General features: G+C 34.7%; 18 protein-coding genes. 16 read left to right on the top strand and 2 right to left on the bottom strand.

The annotated features are described in order from the left end of the window. The first annotated feature begins 8 nt into the window (after positions 1 to 8). The 16 genes from FGF67_RS00410 to FGF67_RS00335 all read left to right on the top strand — a co-directional run bounded on the left by FGF67_RS00410 (position 9) and on the right by FGF67_RS00335 (position 12,994). Positions 9 to 422, top strand: coding sequence for a bactofilin family protein (locus tag FGF67_RS00410; protein ID WP_139694486.1), 414 nt, complete (start codon positions 9 to 11; stop codon positions 420 to 422). Then, positions 385 to 612 (top strand): AtpZ/AtpI family protein, encoded by a 228-nt coding sequence (locus tag FGF67_RS00405; protein ID WP_139694485.1) that lies wholly within the window; start codon positions 385 to 387, stop codon positions 610 to 612. Before FGF67_RS00410 ends, FGF67_RS00405 begins: the two co-directional genes overlap by 38 nt. Continuing rightward, positions 612 to 1,007, top strand: a complete 396-nt coding sequence (locus tag FGF67_RS00400) for a DUF6168 family protein (RefSeq protein WP_139694484.1) — start codon at positions 612 to 614, stop codon at positions 1,005 to 1,007. Before FGF67_RS00405 ends, FGF67_RS00400 begins: the two co-directional genes overlap by 1 nt. A gap of 102 nt (positions 1,008 to 1,109) precedes the next feature. Further along, on the top strand, positions 1,110 to 2,186 hold the full coding sequence (atpB, locus tag FGF67_RS00395) for a F0F1 ATP synthase subunit A (protein ID WP_139694483.1): 1,077 nt from the start codon (positions 1,110 to 1,112) through the stop codon (positions 2,184 to 2,186). A gap of 34 nt (positions 2,187 to 2,220) precedes the next feature. Then, complete coding sequence (atpE, locus tag FGF67_RS00390) at positions 2,221 to 2,412, top strand: ATP synthase F0 subunit C (RefSeq protein ID WP_168796694.1); 192 nt, start codon at positions 2,221 to 2,223, stop codon at positions 2,410 to 2,412. A gap of 82 nt (positions 2,413 to 2,494) precedes the next feature. Continuing rightward, positions 2,495 to 2,995: a F0F1 ATP synthase subunit B gene (locus FGF67_RS00385; protein WP_139694482.1), complete on the top strand. Its 501-nt coding sequence runs from the start codon at positions 2,495 to 2,497 to the stop codon at positions 2,993 to 2,995. 5 nt (positions 2,996 to 3,000) lie between these two features. After that, positions 3,001 to 3,537 (top strand): ATP synthase F1 subunit delta, encoded by a 537-nt coding sequence (gene atpH, locus FGF67_RS00380; protein ID WP_139694481.1) that lies wholly within the window; start codon positions 3,001 to 3,003, stop codon positions 3,535 to 3,537. A gap of 29 nt (positions 3,538 to 3,566) precedes the next feature. Next, positions 3,567 to 5,147, top strand: a complete 1,581-nt coding sequence (atpA, locus tag FGF67_RS00375; RefSeq protein ID WP_139694480.1) for a F0F1 ATP synthase subunit alpha — start codon at positions 3,567 to 3,569, stop codon at positions 5,145 to 5,147. A gap of 43 nt (positions 5,148 to 5,190) precedes the next feature. After that, positions 5,191 to 6,051, top strand: a complete 861-nt coding sequence (atpG, locus tag FGF67_RS00370) for an ATP synthase F1 subunit gamma (protein WP_139694479.1) — start codon at positions 5,191 to 5,193, stop codon at positions 6,049 to 6,051. A 186-nt stretch (positions 6,052 to 6,237) separates the two neighbouring features. Next, entirely contained in the window at positions 6,238 to 6,600 is a 363-nt protein-coding gene (locus FGF67_RS00365) for a hypothetical protein (protein ID WP_139694478.1), read from the top strand. A gap of 89 nt (positions 6,601 to 6,689) precedes the next feature. Further along, a complete protein-coding gene (locus FGF67_RS00360; RefSeq protein ID WP_139694477.1) occupies positions 6,690 to 8,114 on the top strand; it encodes an oligosaccharide flippase family protein in 1,425 nt (474 codons plus the stop codon). 1 nt (position 8,115) lies between these two features. Continuing rightward, entirely contained in the window at positions 8,116 to 8,550 is a 435-nt protein-coding gene (gene dut, locus FGF67_RS00355; RefSeq protein ID WP_139694476.1) for a dUTP diphosphatase, read from the top strand. A 30-nt stretch (positions 8,551 to 8,580) separates the two neighbouring features. Further along, the gene (locus FGF67_RS00350; protein ID WP_139694475.1) at positions 8,581 to 9,600 is read left to right on the top strand and encodes a sugar phosphate nucleotidyltransferase; all 1,020 of its coding nucleotides are present in this window, start codon (positions 8,581 to 8,583) and stop codon (positions 9,598 to 9,600) included. Between the two features lie 35 nt (positions 9,601 to 9,635). Continuing rightward, positions 9,636 to 11,000 (top strand): tetratricopeptide repeat protein, encoded by a 1,365-nt coding sequence (locus FGF67_RS00345; RefSeq protein WP_139694474.1) that lies wholly within the window; start codon positions 9,636 to 9,638, stop codon positions 10,998 to 11,000. Continuing rightward, complete coding sequence (locus FGF67_RS00340) at positions 11,000 to 11,764, top strand: DUF4292 domain-containing protein (protein WP_139694473.1); 765 nt, start codon at positions 11,000 to 11,002, stop codon at positions 11,762 to 11,764. The genes FGF67_RS00345 and FGF67_RS00340 overlap by 1 nt, the downstream gene beginning before the upstream one ends. Then, positions 11,765 to 12,994, top strand: a complete 1,230-nt coding sequence (locus FGF67_RS00335; protein WP_139694472.1) for a murein hydrolase activator EnvC family protein — start codon at positions 11,765 to 11,767, stop codon at positions 12,992 to 12,994. A gap of 13 nt (positions 12,995 to 13,007) precedes the next feature. Here FGF67_RS00335 and FGF67_RS00330 read toward each other — a convergent pair whose 3' ends face one another. Then, on the bottom strand, positions 13,008 to 13,520 hold the full coding sequence (locus FGF67_RS00330) for an acyl-CoA thioesterase (protein ID WP_139694471.1): 513 nt from the start codon (positions 13,518 to 13,520) through the stop codon (positions 13,008 to 13,010). Between the two features lie 71 nt (positions 13,521 to 13,591). Continuing rightward, complete coding sequence (locus FGF67_RS00325) at positions 13,592 to 14,911, bottom strand: HU domain-containing protein (protein ID WP_139694470.1); 1,320 nt, start codon at positions 14,909 to 14,911, stop codon at positions 13,592 to 13,594. Positions 14,912 to 14,927: the final 16 nt, after the last annotated feature.

Below are 14,927 nucleotides of genomic sequence, written 5' to 3'. Positions count from 1 at the left end.
GTTTTATTATGTTTTCTGAAAATAAAAAAGACAAGCAAATGACAGAAGGATCATCAAGTCAAAATATTATAGCACAAGGCACCTCTATTGTAGGTGACGTTGAAAGTCAAGGCGATTTTAGAATTGACGGAACTGTTGAAGGTAACGTTAAAACCTCTGGAAAAGTAGTAGTAGGTAAATCTGGATTAATTAATGGTACATTACATGGTACAGATGCCTATTTCGAGGGTAAGTTTTCGGGTAAGCTAACCTTATCAGGAACATTAACATTAAAATCGTCAGCACAGGTTGAAGGTGAAGTGGTTGTTGGCAAACTAGCCGTTGAGCCTGGCGCTACCTTTAATGTAGAGTGTGCTATGAAAGGTGCCGCAAAAGAGATTAATAATGGCCAACAAAAACGAAAATCAGAAAAATCAGCTTAAGCAAATAGCGGCACTATCAGGTATTGCCATACAAATGGGAGTTACCATTTATCTTTTTGTGCTTTTAGGTAAATGGATAGATTCTAAATTTGATAGTGAATCAAAAGTGTTTTTGATTGTCTTTACGCTTCTTGGTGTTGGCATAGCGCTTTATGCTGTTTTAAAACAAATTAATAAGCTAAATCCGTAATGTTAAAAAGACTCGCCGTTAATTGTGGTATTCTCTTTGCGGTGGCGGTGGCGGCATGTGGTATACATGTTGTAGTAAATAGTTTTGTGGAGCAACCGGTTGTGGTTAAAGAAATTATCTATTCCTATACGGTCAACGCGCTTTTGGCTTGTATCGTTGTTTTGTTACTTTTTGTTTTAAAGCGTAAATTAAAAGATCAGCTTGGTTTTGTTTTTATGTTGGCAAGTATGCTTAAGTTTGTGTTCTTTTTTATTTTGTTTTACCCAAGATATCACGCTGATGGCGATTTAAGTAGAGTGGAATTCCTCATTTTCTTCATTCCTTACGTCATTTGCCTCATTACAGAAAGCATTATTTTGTCTAAGTTTCTCAATACTTTAGATAATTATAAATAGTTATAATTGAACGAAATAAATAATATTAAAATTTGTTTTTTGCTTTTGAGATAAAAACATACCTTTGCAGCGATTTTTAAGCCACTATTTATAATAAGTGATATGCAGAATATTATTTCTAGAAAAACGATTTGTTTACTTTTCTTAATGGTTACAACGTTTTCTTTTGCAAAAGAAGAAAAGCACGAAGGTGAAGGTGACATTAAAACTGAAATAAAAGAATACATCAGTCATCACTTGCTTGACTCACATGATTTTAGTTTGTTTTCTTATACTACTGATTCTGGAGAACATAAGTATATTGGTTTTCCTCTTCCTGTGATTTTATGGGATAATGGTTTAAAAGTATTTTCATCTTCACAATTTCACCATGGCGAATCTGTTGCTGAGGTTGATGGAGATTACTACACGCTTTATCACAATAAAGTTTACAAAACAGATGCCGAGGGAACCATCACCCTTGATGATCACCACCATCCAACCAATGTTAAGCCTATAGATTTTTCAGTAACTAAAAATGTATTTACCATTTTCTTGGTTGGGTTGTTAATGTTTTTTGTGTTTAGCAGAATGGCTAAAAAATACAAAACAAATAGTTTGCCTAAAGGTATTGGAAGAGGTTTAGAGCCAATCATTCTTTATATTAGAGATGATATTGCGGTGCCTAACATAGGAGAAAAGAAATACAAAAAGTATATGCCGTACTTGTTAACCGTTTTCTTTTTTATCTGGATAATTAACCTATTAGGTTTAACACCACTTGGGGTTAACGTTACAAATAACATAGCTGTAACACTTGCATTAGCATTAATAACGTATTTCTTAACTACGTTTACAGCAAATAAAAATTACTGGGGTCATATTTTTTGGATGCCAGGAGTGCCATGGCCAATGAAAATTATTTTAGCACCAATTGAGTTGCTAGGAACTATTATCAAGCCATTTTCATTAATGATTCGTTTGTATGCTAATATAACAGCAGGACACATTGTATTGATGAGTATCATTGGATTAATGTTCATATTTAAAAACTGGATAGGAAGTCCATTGTCTTTTGGTTTAGCATTTGCTTTATCATTGTTAGAGCTTTTAGTTGCAGCTTTACAAGCCTATATCTTTACAATGCTTTCAGCCTTGTATTTTGGTATGGCGGTTGAAGAACATCATGATGATCACTAATTTTTGAATGTTTAATTTTTAATATATATACATTATGACAATTCCAAACATCGTTGGAGCAGGTTTAATCGTTATTGGTGCTGGTTTAGGTATCGGTAGAATTGGTGGACAAGCAATGGATGCTATTGCACGTCAACCAGAAGCCTCTGGAAAAATCCAAACTGCTATGCTTATTGCAGCAGCACTTATTGAAGGTATTGGATTTGCTGCTTTATTTGCAGCTTAAAAAACCTAAAAACAGCTTTAACGGTTGGTTAAGGCTGTTTTTTTAAAATTAGTATTGTATTAAAATCTATAGATATAAATAAATGGAAAAGTTAATAAATGAGTTTTCAATAGGATTATTCTTCTGGCAATTAGTATTGTTCATTGGTTTAGTTTTACTTCTAAGAAAATTTGCTTGGAAACCAATACTTGATGCTGTTGAAAAGCGAGAAGGTGGTATTAAAGATGCGTTAGATGCTGCTGAAAAAGCAAAGTTAGATATGACTAACCTTCAGGCAGATAATGAAAAGTTATTAAAAGAAGCTAGAGCTGAGCGTGAAGCTATGTTGAAGGAAGCACGTGATATTAAAAATAAAATGATTGAAGATGCTAAGGGAGAAGCTCAAGAACAAGCTAATAAAATGATTGAGCAAGCTCAAGCTGCTATTGAAAGCGAAAAAAAGTCTGCTATGGCCGAACTTAAAAATCACGTGGCTGGATTATCTTTAGAGATTGCCGAAAAAGTAGTGCGTACAGAATTATCTAACAAAGACAAACAATTAGAATTGGTTGAGTCAATGTTAGCTGAAAAAACTTCAAAATAAGAATCATGGCAGGAGCAAGAGCAGCAATCCGTTACGCAAAAGCAGTGTTAAGTTTAGCTACAGATCAAAAATCGGCTGAAGCGGTTAATGATGATATGAAGTTAATTGCTGAAACTGTTGCAAATAATCAGGAATTAACAAGCATGCTTCATAGTCCTGTAGTCCCTTCTTATGAAAAAAAAGCGGTTTTATTGGAGGTGTTTAAATCAGCTCATAAAACCACCTTAAGCTTAATTGATATACTAGACACAAATAATCGGGTGAATATTTTGGACCAAGTAGCGGTTAAATATCAAGAATTATTTGATGAAGCCAAAGGTGTTCAATTAGCTACGGTTACAACGGCAGTAGCGCTAACAGCGGCATTAAAGAAGGAAGTTCTAGCCAAGGCAAAAGAACTTACAGGGAAAAATGTTGAACTAGAAAATACTATTGATGAAAGCATTTTAGGTGGTTTCATTTTACGTGTAGGTGATGTGCAGTACAACGCAAGTGTTGCTAATCAACTAAACAAATTAAAAAGAGAATTTACATTAAACTAAGATATTTATATATCTAAATAAATAATAAGATGGCAGAAGTAAAACCAGCTGAAATATCAGCAATCTTAAAAAAACAACTTTCAGGTTTTGAGGCTAGTGCTTCATTGGATGAAGTAGGAACTGTATTAACTGTAGGTGACGGTATTGTACGTGCTTATGGATTAGCTAATGCTCAATATGGTGAGTTAGTTGAATTCGAAGGCGGGTTAGAAGGTATTGTACTTAACCTTGAGGAAGATAATGTTGGTATTGTATTACTTGGTGGGTCTACAGGAGTAAAAGAAGGCTCTACAGTAAAACGTACTGATAAAATTGCTTCAATCAATGTTGGTGAAGGTATTGTTGGTCGTGTGGTTGATACATTAGGTAACCCAATTGATGGTAAAGGTGCTATCTCGGGTAAAACTTACCAAATGCCACTAGAACGTAAGGCACCAGGTGTTGTTTTCCGTGAGCCTGTAACAGAACCATTACAAACAGGTATCAAATCAATTGATGCTATGATTCCTGTAGGTCGTGGACAACGTGAGTTGGTAATTGGTGACCGTCAAACTGGAAAAACTACGGTTTGTATTGATACCATCTTAAATCAAAAGGAATTTTATGATGCAGGTGAGCCTGTATATTGTATATATGTTGCTGTAGGACAAAAAGCGTCTACAGTGGCAAACATTGCTAAAGTGTTAGAAGAAAGAGGCGCACTTGCTTATACTACTATTGTAGCGGCTAATGCTTCCGATCCTGCTCCAATGCAAGTTTACGCTCCAATGGCTGGTGCTGCAATTGGTGAGTATTTTAGAGATACTGGACGTCCAGCATTAATCATTTATGATGATTTATCAAAACAAGCGGTAGCGTATCGTGAGGTATCTTTATTATTACGTCGTCCACCAGGACGTGAGGCCTACCCAGGTGACGTTTTCTACTTACACTCGCGTTTATTAGAGCGTTCTGCAAAAGTAATCAATGATGATGCTATTGCTAAAGATATGAACGATTTACCTGAGTCGTTAAAACCATTAGTAAAAGGTGGAGGGTCATTAACTGCATTGCCAATTATTGAAACGCAAGCAGGTGACGTATCAGCCTATATTCCAACAAACGTAATTTCTATTACCGATGGGCAGATCTTCTTAGATGGTGATTTGTTCAACTCTGGTGTTCGTCCGGCAATTAACGTAGGTATTTCAGTATCACGTGTTGGTGGTAATGCTCAGATTAAATCAATGAAAAAGGTTGCAGGTACCTTAAAATTAGACCAAGCACAGTTCCGTGAGTTAGAAGCATTCGCGAAATTTGGTTCAGATTTAGATGCTGTTACTTTAAACGTAATTGAAAAAGGGAAACGTAATGTTGAGATCTTAAAACAAGCTCAAAACGATCCGTTTACTGTTGAAGATCAGGTAGCTATTATCTATGCAGGATCTAAAAACTTATTAAAAGATGTACCTGTAGAGAAAGTAAAAGAATTTGAAAGAGATTTCATTGAATTCTTAAATGCTAAACACAGAGACGTTTTAGATACTCTAAAAGCAGGAAAATTAACTGATGAAGTTACAGACACATTAACGGCTGTAGCAAAAGATTTATCAGGAAAGTATAGAGCATAATTATGATTCCCACTAAAGTGGGAGTTATTTCATATTTTAAAATATGGCAAATTTAAAAGAAATACGTAACAGAATATCTTCAGTATCTTCAACAATGCAGATTACCAGTGCCATGAAAATGGTATCGGCTGCAAAGTTAAAGAAAGCGCAAGATGCCATTACAGCAATGCGTCCTTATGCAGATAAGTTAACTGAGCTTTTACAAAGCTTAAGTGCTACTTTAGATGCTGACTCTGGAAGTGCCTATTCTGAACAACGTGAATTAAAAAAAGTACTTATTGTTCCAATCACCTCTAATAGAGGATTGGCGGGTGCCTTCAATTCAAATATCATTAAAGAAGTTAATAGACTCGCTACTGAAACGTATGCTAATCAAGAGGTTTCTTATTTAGCTATTGGTAAGAAAGCAAATGATGCTTTTAAAAAGACCAATAAAGTTATTGCTAATAAAAGTGAGGTGTTTGATGATTTAACCTTTGATAATGTTGCTGATGTAGCACAATTATTGATGGATAAGTTTGTTGCAGGTGAGTTTGATAAGATTGAAGTTGTATATAACAAGTTCAAAAATGCGGCGACTCAAATTGTAATGACAGAACAATTTTTGCCAATTGTTCCTGTTGAAGGCGATGCCAATGTTAATGCTGATTACATCTTTGAACCCTCAAAATTAGAAATTGTAGAAGAACTTATTCCTAAGTCTTTAAAAATGCAATTGTTTAAGGCAATTAGAGATTCTTTTGCTTCAGAGCACGGGGCACGTATGACAGCTATGCATAAAGCCACTGATAATGCAACAGAGTTAAGAGATCAGCTTAAATTAACTTATAATAAAGCGCGTCAAGCAGCTATTACCAATGAAATTTTAGAGATTGTTGGTGGCGCAGAGGCTTTAAACAACTAAAATATATTGAACTGAACCGTTCAGTGTCTATAAATATTAAACCTCACGCTTTCGTGGGGTTTTTTTATGGCATTACTTTTGGTTTAATATATTTATAATTCAACATCTGTTAAAATGAAAGTATTACTATATAGCACCATATTTTTATTGTCTTTAAGCTTTGTACATTGTGCGAGCTCAAAGCCAATGAAAAAGGATGTTCCACTTAAATTGGGTTCAGTATATTATAAAGATACACCTAGCCTTAGTGTATTTATTCCTGTAATTCATAATCCTGATAGTATAAAGTTAGATAGTCTCTACTTTAAAGGGCAAAAGGCTACTTTAAAATTTGAACATAGTATGTATGTTGCTAATTTTGAGTATTCTAATAAAGAAAACAGGGATGTTGTAATGAGTCATGAGTCTTACGCTGAATATGGCAATCAAGCACCTTTAAGGTTAGTAAGGTCTCCTATAAAACTAAAACAAGGTGAAGCTTTGGTAAGTTACCATGTAAACAAAGAACCACGATATTTCATTATTGAAGACATTAGTTATAAACCATAATTTGAGTTTTTAAGGTTTTTTCTATAATAAAATATCTTTGTTTCACTTAGGCTAAAAACGTACATTTAGCAAACGAAATCTACTTTCTATTGGGCGCAATTAAAAAGTTCTTTAAAGACACTATAATTTATGGTCTGGCAACAGTTTTGCCAAGACTGATGAATTTCGTTCTGGTGCCGTTGCATACTCAAACTTTAGGGACGGTTAGTTATTCTGATAATACGACTTTTTATGTGTATGCCGCTTTTTTTAATGTGTTACTTACCTATGGCATGGAAACTGCTTTTTTTAGGTTTTTTACCAAGAGTGAAGAAAAACAAAAAGTGTTTTCAACAGCATTAATAAGTTTAACAGTTACAACGCTACTGTTTTTAATTGTGGTATATGCTTTTAGTGTGCAGTTGGCCGATTTCGTCCATTTGAAACAAAGCTATTTTAATCTCTTATTAGGTGTTTTAGTGCTAGATACTATAGTGGTTATTCCCTTTGCGTATTTAAGAGCTACAGGGCGTCCTATTAAGTTTACCGCTATCAAGCTTAGTAATATCATTATTTATGTGTTGCTGAATTTTTTCTTTTTATGGGCTGTTCCTAAATTTCAAATTGAACTATCGTTCTATAACAGTAAAGATTTGGTGCAATATATTTTCATTGCTAATTTAGTGGCTAGTGGTGTTACTTTTTTATTGTTGACACCGTATTTTTTCAAAAATAAATTAGAATTCAGTATACCCATTTTTAAACAGTTATTACATTATGGTTGGCCTATTATGGTGGCCGGTTTGGCCTATGTAATTAATGAGAATTTTGATAAATGGTTATTGCCCAATGTACTTGGAAAAGACATCAATGGCGCTTATAGCGGTTGTTATAAAATAGCTGTTTTTATGACTATTTTTATTCAGGCATTTAGGTTGGGAGCCGAACCATTCTTTTTCAATCACGCTAAAGAAAAAAATGCCAAAGAAACGTATGCCAAGATTATGAAATATTTTGTGATATTCGGTAGCCTTATGTTGGTCTTTATTATTGCTTATGTTGATATTTTCAAAATGCTCATCGTTCGTAACGAAAGCTATTGGATAGCCATTAATATTGTGCCTATTGTATTATTAGCCAATTTATGCTTAGGCATTTATTTTAATCTGGCCATTTGGTATAAGCTAACAGATAAAACTCGCTATGGGATGTATTTATCAGTTGTTGGGGGAGTTATTACCATAGTGTTTAATGTGTTTATGATAGAGCGCATGGGCTTTATTGCAGCCGCATGGGCAACCTTACTGGCTTATGGTGCTATGATGGTATTGTCGTATTATTTCGGACAAAAACATTATGCCGTACCGTATAACCTAAAGCGCATTTTGCTGTATTTAGGTGTGTCTATTGTTTTATCGGTAGCAGCCCTTAATACAAATACCAACTATTATATAAATACCGCCTTAGTTTTAGTATTTTTGGCAATGGTTTTATACCTAGAAAAAGAAGAATTGAAACAATTGATAAAACGATAGTATGCAAATTAAAATAATAAACAAATCCAGTCATGATATACCTAACTATGAAACCGTTGCGTCGGCTGGCATGGATTTAAGAGCCAATCTTTCAGAGCCTAGAGTATTAAAACCCTTAGAACGTAGCGTTGTAGGTACTGGATTATTTATAGAACTCCCCGTCGGTTATGAAGCACAAGTGCGTCCAAGAAGTGGGTTAGCAGCAAAAAAAGGGATTACAGTTTTGAATGCTCCAGGAACTGTTGATGCAGATTATAGAGGCGAAATAGGCGTGATTTTAGTTAACCTATCTCATGAAGAATTTGTCATTGGAAATGGAGAACGTATTGCACAATTAGTGATAGCTAAGCATGAGCGCGCAGAATGGGTTGAAGTAGAAACGTTGTCTGAAACCGACCGAGGTGCGGGAGGTTTTGGTAGTACCGGAGTTAAATAAAAGCTGTTAATTTAATACTGAATTAGAAAAATGAAAATAATAGTCCCAATGGCTGGGCGTGGCTCCAGATTGCGTCCGCACAGTTTAACCGTACCTAAACCCTTAATTCCTGTTGCAGGCCAACCCATAGTACATAGGTTAGTGAAAGATATTGCTAAAGTATTAAAGCAGCCTATTGATGAAATTGCTTTTGTTTTAGGAGACCCCGCATGGTTTGGAGATGATGTTGTAGATAGTCTCAAAGGTTTAGCAGTAAGTTTAGGCGCAAAGGCCTCTATATACCGCCAAGATAAACCACTAGGAACAGGTCATGCTATTATGTGTGCTAAACCATCACTTTCGGGTCCAGCTGTTATAGCCTATGCTGATACACTTATTAGAGCCCAATTTGAGCTAGATCCTAATGCAGATAGTGTGATTTGGACAAAGCAGGTAGACAACCCAGAGGCCTATGGTGTGGTCAAACTAAATGCCAAGCAAGAGATTATTGAACTAGTGGAGAAACCAAAAGAGTTTGTTTCAGATCATGCTGTTATTGGAATTTACTATTTTAAAGATGTTGGCATTTTAAAAGAAAAACTACAAGAAATTCTTGATGAAAACGTTATGAATGGCGGCGAATACCAAATTAATGATGGTATAAAGCGGATGATGGCCGATGGAAAAATCTTTAAAACAGGAACGGTAGATGAATGGATGGACTGTGGCAATAAGGCAATAACTGTTGAAACCAATCAACGTATGTTAGGCTTTTTGCAGGCCGATGGAGACGAGCAACTTATAGCTAATTCGGTACAAATTCAAAATGCCAATATAGTAGAACCCTGTTTTATTGGAGAACATGTGGTGTTAAAAGATTGTACTATTGGACCCTTTGTTTCTATTGGTAACAATACAGTGATTGAAAATGCTACCATAAAAAACAGTTTAATTCAAACCAATACTGAAATAAAAAATGCTAATCTTAACCAAGCCATGATTGGAAATCATGTAAAATACAATGGCGAGTATACAAGCATCAGTATTGGAGATTATTCGGTTTTAGAATAGTTCATGCCATTTTTAAACCGATTGCAATGCATCTTATGAAAAGAAATAACCTAATTATTTTATGGCTTCTTTTTGGAATGATTTTCATTCCGCAGACGATGCGTGCTCAGGTAGATTTTAATAAAACACCTGATGATGATTTAGGTGATAACGAAGATGCCTTTCAGGAATTGTTTTACGAAGGTTTGAAGCAAAAAAGTATTGAGAACTATGATCGGGCGGTTGAAGCGTTTTTAAAGTGCATAGAAATTGATAAATCAGTCCCCGTTTTATATTTTGAACTTGGTAAATCCTACAATAAGCTTAAAAATTTTGGTTCTGCTGAAGATGCTTTTAAAAAAGCGGTGGATAAAGATCCAAATAACGAATGGTTTTTAGATGAGTTATATGGGTTTTATGCTGAGCAAAACCAACACGATGAGGCTTTAAAAACAGTAGAGCAATTGGTAAAATACCATCCTGATTATAAAGAAGATTTGGTGACCTTACTTATAAAAACAGAAAAATATGATGAGGCTTTAAAGCTTCTAGATGAGCTTGATGCAGAATTGGGTGTTTCTGTAACCAGAGACATGATGCGTAACAACGTTTATGACCTTACAGGACGTAAAGAGGAACAAATTGAGAATCTGCAATCACGTATTAAACGTAACCCAAATAAGGAGTCAAACTATCTAGCTTTAATCTTTCGTTATAGTGAAAATAACCAAAAAGAAAAGGCTTTTGAAACAGCTAAACAACTCTTAAACACCCATCCTAATTCGCAGCTGGTACATTTGGCTTTGTATAAATTTTATTTAGATGATAATGAACCTGAAAAGGCCATTGAATCGATGAAAATAGTGGTACAGAGCACAGCCATAAAACCAGAAGCCAAACTTAAAGTATTAAATGATTTTGTGAGTTTTGTACAACAATATCCCCAATATCAATCAGAGTTGGTTGAAGCCACCTCAATGGTAAGTGAGGCAGAAAATGGAAAGTCATTGATGGAATTAGGGCACTATCATTTATCAAACAACAACAAGGAAAAGGCCTTAGAATCTTTTGAAAAAGTATTGGTGTCTGAGCCCAATAACATACTAGCTTTAAAAAACATATTGCTGCTTTATATTGATTTTGAAACATATGATTTAGCAAAGTCAAAAAGTTCAGAAGTGCTAGAAAAATTTCCTTCACAACCTTTATTTTATTTAATAAATGGAGTGGCCTGTAATGCATTAGGGGTACCAAACGAGGCTATTGAGGCGCTTGATGCGGGGATAGATTATATTATTGATGACCCAAAAATGGAAGCCGATTTCTACCTTCAGTTAAGTAAGGCATATACTTTGTTAAACAATACTGTAAAAGCAAAAACGTTTAGTGATAAAGCTAAACAAATTCAAAGTTCAAATTAATGCGTAGATACCTCTATATTTTTTTAAGTAGTATACTTTTAGTGGTGAGTTGTAAGTCAGTAAAAACTGCTAAAGATGGAGCACCAGATTATACCCTGTCTACAAGGCAATTATTTAAGGCTAATGAAAAACAAGAAGCACAGTTTAAAACGCTACAGGCTAGATTGAAAATTACGTTTTCTCAAAATGGCAATTCTCAAACACATACGGTAACGTTCAGAGCACAAAAAGATAAAGTGCTTTGGATGAATGCTTCCTTCTCAGTAATTAGAGCTATGATTACGCCAGAGAAAGTTAGTTTCTATAATAAAATAGATAACACTTATTTTGATGGTGATTATAAATATTTGAGTGATTTACTCGGTACAACGCTTGATTTTAATAAGGTTCAAAATTTGTTGATGGGCGAAACGCTTTACCCTTTAAGTTCGAGCGAATATGTGTCTGCTGTTGATAATCAAGTTTATGTGGTACAACCAAAAGTACAGCGCGAACTATTTGAAATTTTCTTTTTACTAAATCCGTCTAATTTTAAAGTTAAATCACAACAAATTACCCAGCCACAGGAGTTAAGACATCTTCAAATTGATTATGAGTCTTTTCAAAAGGTTAATAATCAAGTGCTGCCTGAAACTGTAAAGGTAATCGCTGTTGAGGCTAATGAAGAAACAATTATAAATTTGGAATTTAAAAATGTGTCTTTGAATGAAGCATTACGCTTTCCGTTTAAAATTCCGTCAGGTTTTGAAAAAATTGAACTTTAAATGATAAAGAGAACACTGTCATATAAAGTATTATTTGTTTTCGTGTTGCTGATGGCTTGTTTCTCAGGATATGCGCAAACCAATAAACAGCAGCAACTAGAATCTCGTAGGCAAGAATTACGCCGGGAAATTGAGAAAATAAATGCGTTAAGAGCCGAAAATAAATCAAAAGAAAAATCAGAGCTTTCCCTCATTGAAGATTTCAATTATAAAATCAGTGTGTTGTCAAACCTAATCAAGGTGACGAATCAACAAGCAAATCTTCTAACGCGAGAAATTAATACCAATCAAGATAAGATTTCAGATTTAAGAGAAGAATTGGTTCAGCTTAAAGAAGATTATGCGGCCATGATTGTAAAATCATATAAAAGTAAGAATCAACAAAGCCGTATTATGTTTTTATTATCTTCTGAAGACTTTAAACAGGCTTATAAGCGCTTGCAATATATTAAGCAGTATTCAGAGCATCAAAAGAAACAAGGCGAGGTTATAAAGGCTAAAACAGAGGAATTACAAGCTACAAATACCAAGTTGTTAAAACAACAACAGGAAAAGAAAACACTTATAGCTGAAAATAGAGCTGTTCAAAAAACCTTAGAGGCAGAGCGCAGGCAACACCAAAGCTTAATGTTTGATATTAAAAAGAACTTGTCAAGGTATGCCTCACAATTGCGTCAAAAACAACGTGAGGCGGATAGAATTGATAAGGAGATTGAAAAAATAATTAGGGCCGCCATAGCAAAATCGAATAAGAAAGCGGGTAAGAGTACCAGTTCAAAAAGTTTTGCTCTAACTGCCGAAGAGAAAGTGTTGGCTTCAAATTTTGTAGCTAATAAAGGGAAACTACCGTGGCCAGTAGAACGCGGCGTGGTACGATTGGGTTATGGTACACAACGTCATCCCATAGATAAATCCTTGACCATTAAAAGTAATGGCGTGCGTATAGCCACTACCAAAGGGGCTAAGGCCAGAGCTGTATTTGCGGGTGAGGTAAGTGAAATATTAAAAATGAAGAACGTAAATCCTATTGTGATGATTCGTCATGGGAATTATTTAACCATCTATAAAAATTTATCTTCTGTATATGTGAAAAAAGGAGATAAGGTAAATACAAAACAAGAGATAGGAGAAGTGTTTACTAATCCTAGTAATGGCGATACTATTTTAAGTTTCACTATATCAAAAGGGTTTAATACAGAAAATCCCGCAAGTTGGATTTATAAAATGTAAGACTGCACTAGATTCATTCTTCAAAAAGGGCTTTAAGTTCACTGGCTTGCGCTGGTTTTATTTTTCCTGCTAAAAGTAAACTCAGTTGTTTACGTCTTAACGCCGCTATAAAACGTTGCTGTTCTAATTCGGTTTCAGGAATTAACTCAGGAACACCAACGGGGTTTCCCGTTTCATCAACAGCTACAAAGGTATATATGGCTTCATTGGCCTTGGTGCGTTTACCCGATTCACGATCTTCCGTCCAAACATCAATAAACACCTCCATAGACGTTTTAAATGCCCTAGACACTTTAGCTTCAACGGTTACAACACTACCCAGAGGCACAGCACGACTAAAGGCCACATGATTTACAGAAGCGGTTACAACAATGCGTCTTGAATGACGTCTGGCAGCAATACTGGCAGCACGATCCATTCTAGCTAAAAGCTCACCTCCAAAAAGATTATTTAAAGGGTTGGTTTCACTAGGTAAAACCAAATCGGTCATTATAGTTCTAGATTGTTCAGGAGTCTTTGCTGTCATAACACATTTTTTATTCTGTGTTGCAAAGGTACAGTGCTTTTAAAGATTAATAAACTAAAAATAAAGGGTTTTTAGTTGCTCACCTTCACGATAACTGTTTTTCTTTCAAAATTTGAATTAGAATAAGCTTTTTGAGCCTCTTGTACTGTGTTTAAATGATCATATTTTTGTTGGTAAATAAAATACATACCACTTTCATTATGATAGAAAAATTTAGTGTTTTTGATACCTTTTGCAGCCATTTTTGTTAAAAAGGCATCTCTTTTTTCTACGGTATTAAAATTACCTAGCACCAAATAGAAAGCACTCTCTGCATTTTCAACATTTCTAACAATTTGTATTAGATTTGACTCGTTATTAGAAGTAAAGTCAGTCACAGTTTCATTAATAGTGTCATATTCTATTTGTGCTTCTTTATTTTCAGAAATACGAGGTGTTGTAACAGATTTGATGTTCTCTTTTTTTATTGAAATTTCAGTATCGATTTTTATCCAAGCGTCTTTATTATGTGACACTCTAATGTCTCTAACTGCTTTTAAGGCTTCCTTTCCAGTTTCAAAGCTTCCATAAACAACTTCATAAAGACCAGATTTATTTAAACCTAAAACTCTTGCTTTGAATCCTAGTGCTTTAAGCTGTTTTACTTTTTTTATGGAGTTTTCTTCAATTCTAAAGGCACCTGCAACAACATGATAATGTCCTGTTTGTTTAGACACATTTAGAGTGACTGCTGGCAGCGGGTTTAAACTAAACGTAGCTTGTTGAATTTTAGTTTCTAGTTTTTGCGTTGCCTCTTCTAAAGCCATTTGATTGTGAGCTTCAACTTGATTGGCGTAGTATTTTGAAGCTCCAAATCCACCTAAGGTTAAGGTAATCATAGCAACAGCAGCATATCTTAAATATGGTCTAGATTTGCGTTTCTCTGGTGTAATTGAAATAGGAATTACATTCTCAATGGCTTCAACTTCTTTTTTATAAACCTCTCGTGTTACCACTGGTGATAAACCAAAAGAGTCTGTTAAATAGTTGAGTTGATAGGTAGGTTCAAATAAAATTTTACCTTCATTATTCAATCGTATTTCTCCAATGGCTTTAAAGGTTAAAACTTCGCCTTCGGTTAAATATGATTTTATAAGTTTAACACGTTTAGCAATTTTTTGGTTTGCCGCTTCAAAAGGAATCTTTTCTATATCGGCAATATAATGCGCCAATAAACCGTCGTTTTTTTGAATTTGCTCATTAAAGGATAATACTTTTTTAGGTGCATGAAATGTATGGGTTATGTCATCAATTGATGCCGATACACGTTGTGATAAAAAAGAGCCAAAGTCAGGAATGGTAACGCACTCGTATCTATACAGTAAGTCGCTAATGTAGGTTTCTAGTTGCATAATCCAAAGTTAAAAA

It is taken from the genome of Allotamlana fucoidanivorans (genome assembly GCF_006265225.1).
In the GTDB taxonomy this organism is placed as follows: domain Bacteria; phylum Bacteroidota; class Bacteroidia; order Flavobacteriales; family Flavobacteriaceae; genus Allotamlana; species Allotamlana fucoidanivorans.
Note: the sequence above shows the minus strand (reverse complement) of the source record. Positions and strands in the feature narration are given on the sequence as shown.

Excerpts from the sequence above, each read along its gene's own strand:
- FGF67_RS00410 (WP_139694486.1), top strand. The coding sequence starts at position 9 with ATGTTTTCTGAAAATAAAAAAGACAAGCAAATGACAGAAGGATCATCA.
- FGF67_RS00405 (WP_139694485.1), top strand. The coding sequence starts at position 385 with ATGGCCAACAAAAACGAAAATCAGAAAAATCAGCTTAAGCAAATAGCG.
- FGF67_RS00400 (WP_139694484.1), top strand. The coding sequence starts at position 612 with ATGTTAAAAAGACTCGCCGTTAATTGTGGTATTCTCTTTGCGGTGGCG.
- atpB (WP_139694483.1), top strand. The coding sequence starts at position 1,110 with ATGCAGAATATTATTTCTAGAAAAACGATTTGTTTACTTTTCTTAATG.
- atpE (WP_168796694.1), top strand. The coding sequence starts at position 2,221 with ATGACAATTCCAAACATCGTTGGAGCAGGTTTAATCGTTATTGGTGCT.
- FGF67_RS00385 (WP_139694482.1), top strand. The coding sequence starts at position 2,495 with ATGGAAAAGTTAATAAATGAGTTTTCAATAGGATTATTCTTCTGGCAA.
- atpH (WP_139694481.1), top strand. The coding sequence starts at position 3,001 with ATGGCAGGAGCAAGAGCAGCAATCCGTTACGCAAAAGCAGTGTTAAGT.
- atpA (WP_139694480.1), top strand. The coding sequence starts at position 3,567 with ATGGCAGAAGTAAAACCAGCTGAAATATCAGCAATCTTAAAAAAACAA.
- atpG (WP_139694479.1), top strand. The coding sequence starts at position 5,191 with ATGGCAAATTTAAAAGAAATACGTAACAGAATATCTTCAGTATCTTCA.
- FGF67_RS00365 (WP_139694478.1), top strand. The coding sequence starts at position 6,238 with ATGAAAAAGGATGTTCCACTTAAATTGGGTTCAGTATATTATAAAGAT.
- dut (WP_139694476.1), top strand. The coding sequence starts at position 8,116 with ATGCAAATTAAAATAATAAACAAATCCAGTCATGATATACCTAACTAT.
- FGF67_RS00350 (WP_139694475.1), top strand. The coding sequence starts at position 8,581 with ATGAAAATAATAGTCCCAATGGCTGGGCGTGGCTCCAGATTGCGTCCG.
- FGF67_RS00345 (WP_139694474.1), top strand. The coding sequence starts at position 9,636 with ATGAAAAGAAATAACCTAATTATTTTATGGCTTCTTTTTGGAATGATT.
- FGF67_RS00340 (WP_139694473.1), top strand. The coding sequence starts at position 11,000 with ATGCGTAGATACCTCTATATTTTTTTAAGTAGTATACTTTTAGTGGTG.
- FGF67_RS00335 (WP_139694472.1), top strand. The coding sequence starts at position 11,765 with ATGATAAAGAGAACACTGTCATATAAAGTATTATTTGTTTTCGTGTTG.
- FGF67_RS00330 (WP_139694471.1), bottom strand. The coding sequence starts at position 13,520 with ATGACAGCAAAGACTCCTGAACAATCTAGAACTATAATGACCGATTTG.
- FGF67_RS00325 (WP_139694470.1), bottom strand. The coding sequence starts at position 14,911 with ATGCAACTAGAAACCTACATTAGCGACTTACTGTATAGATACGAGTGC.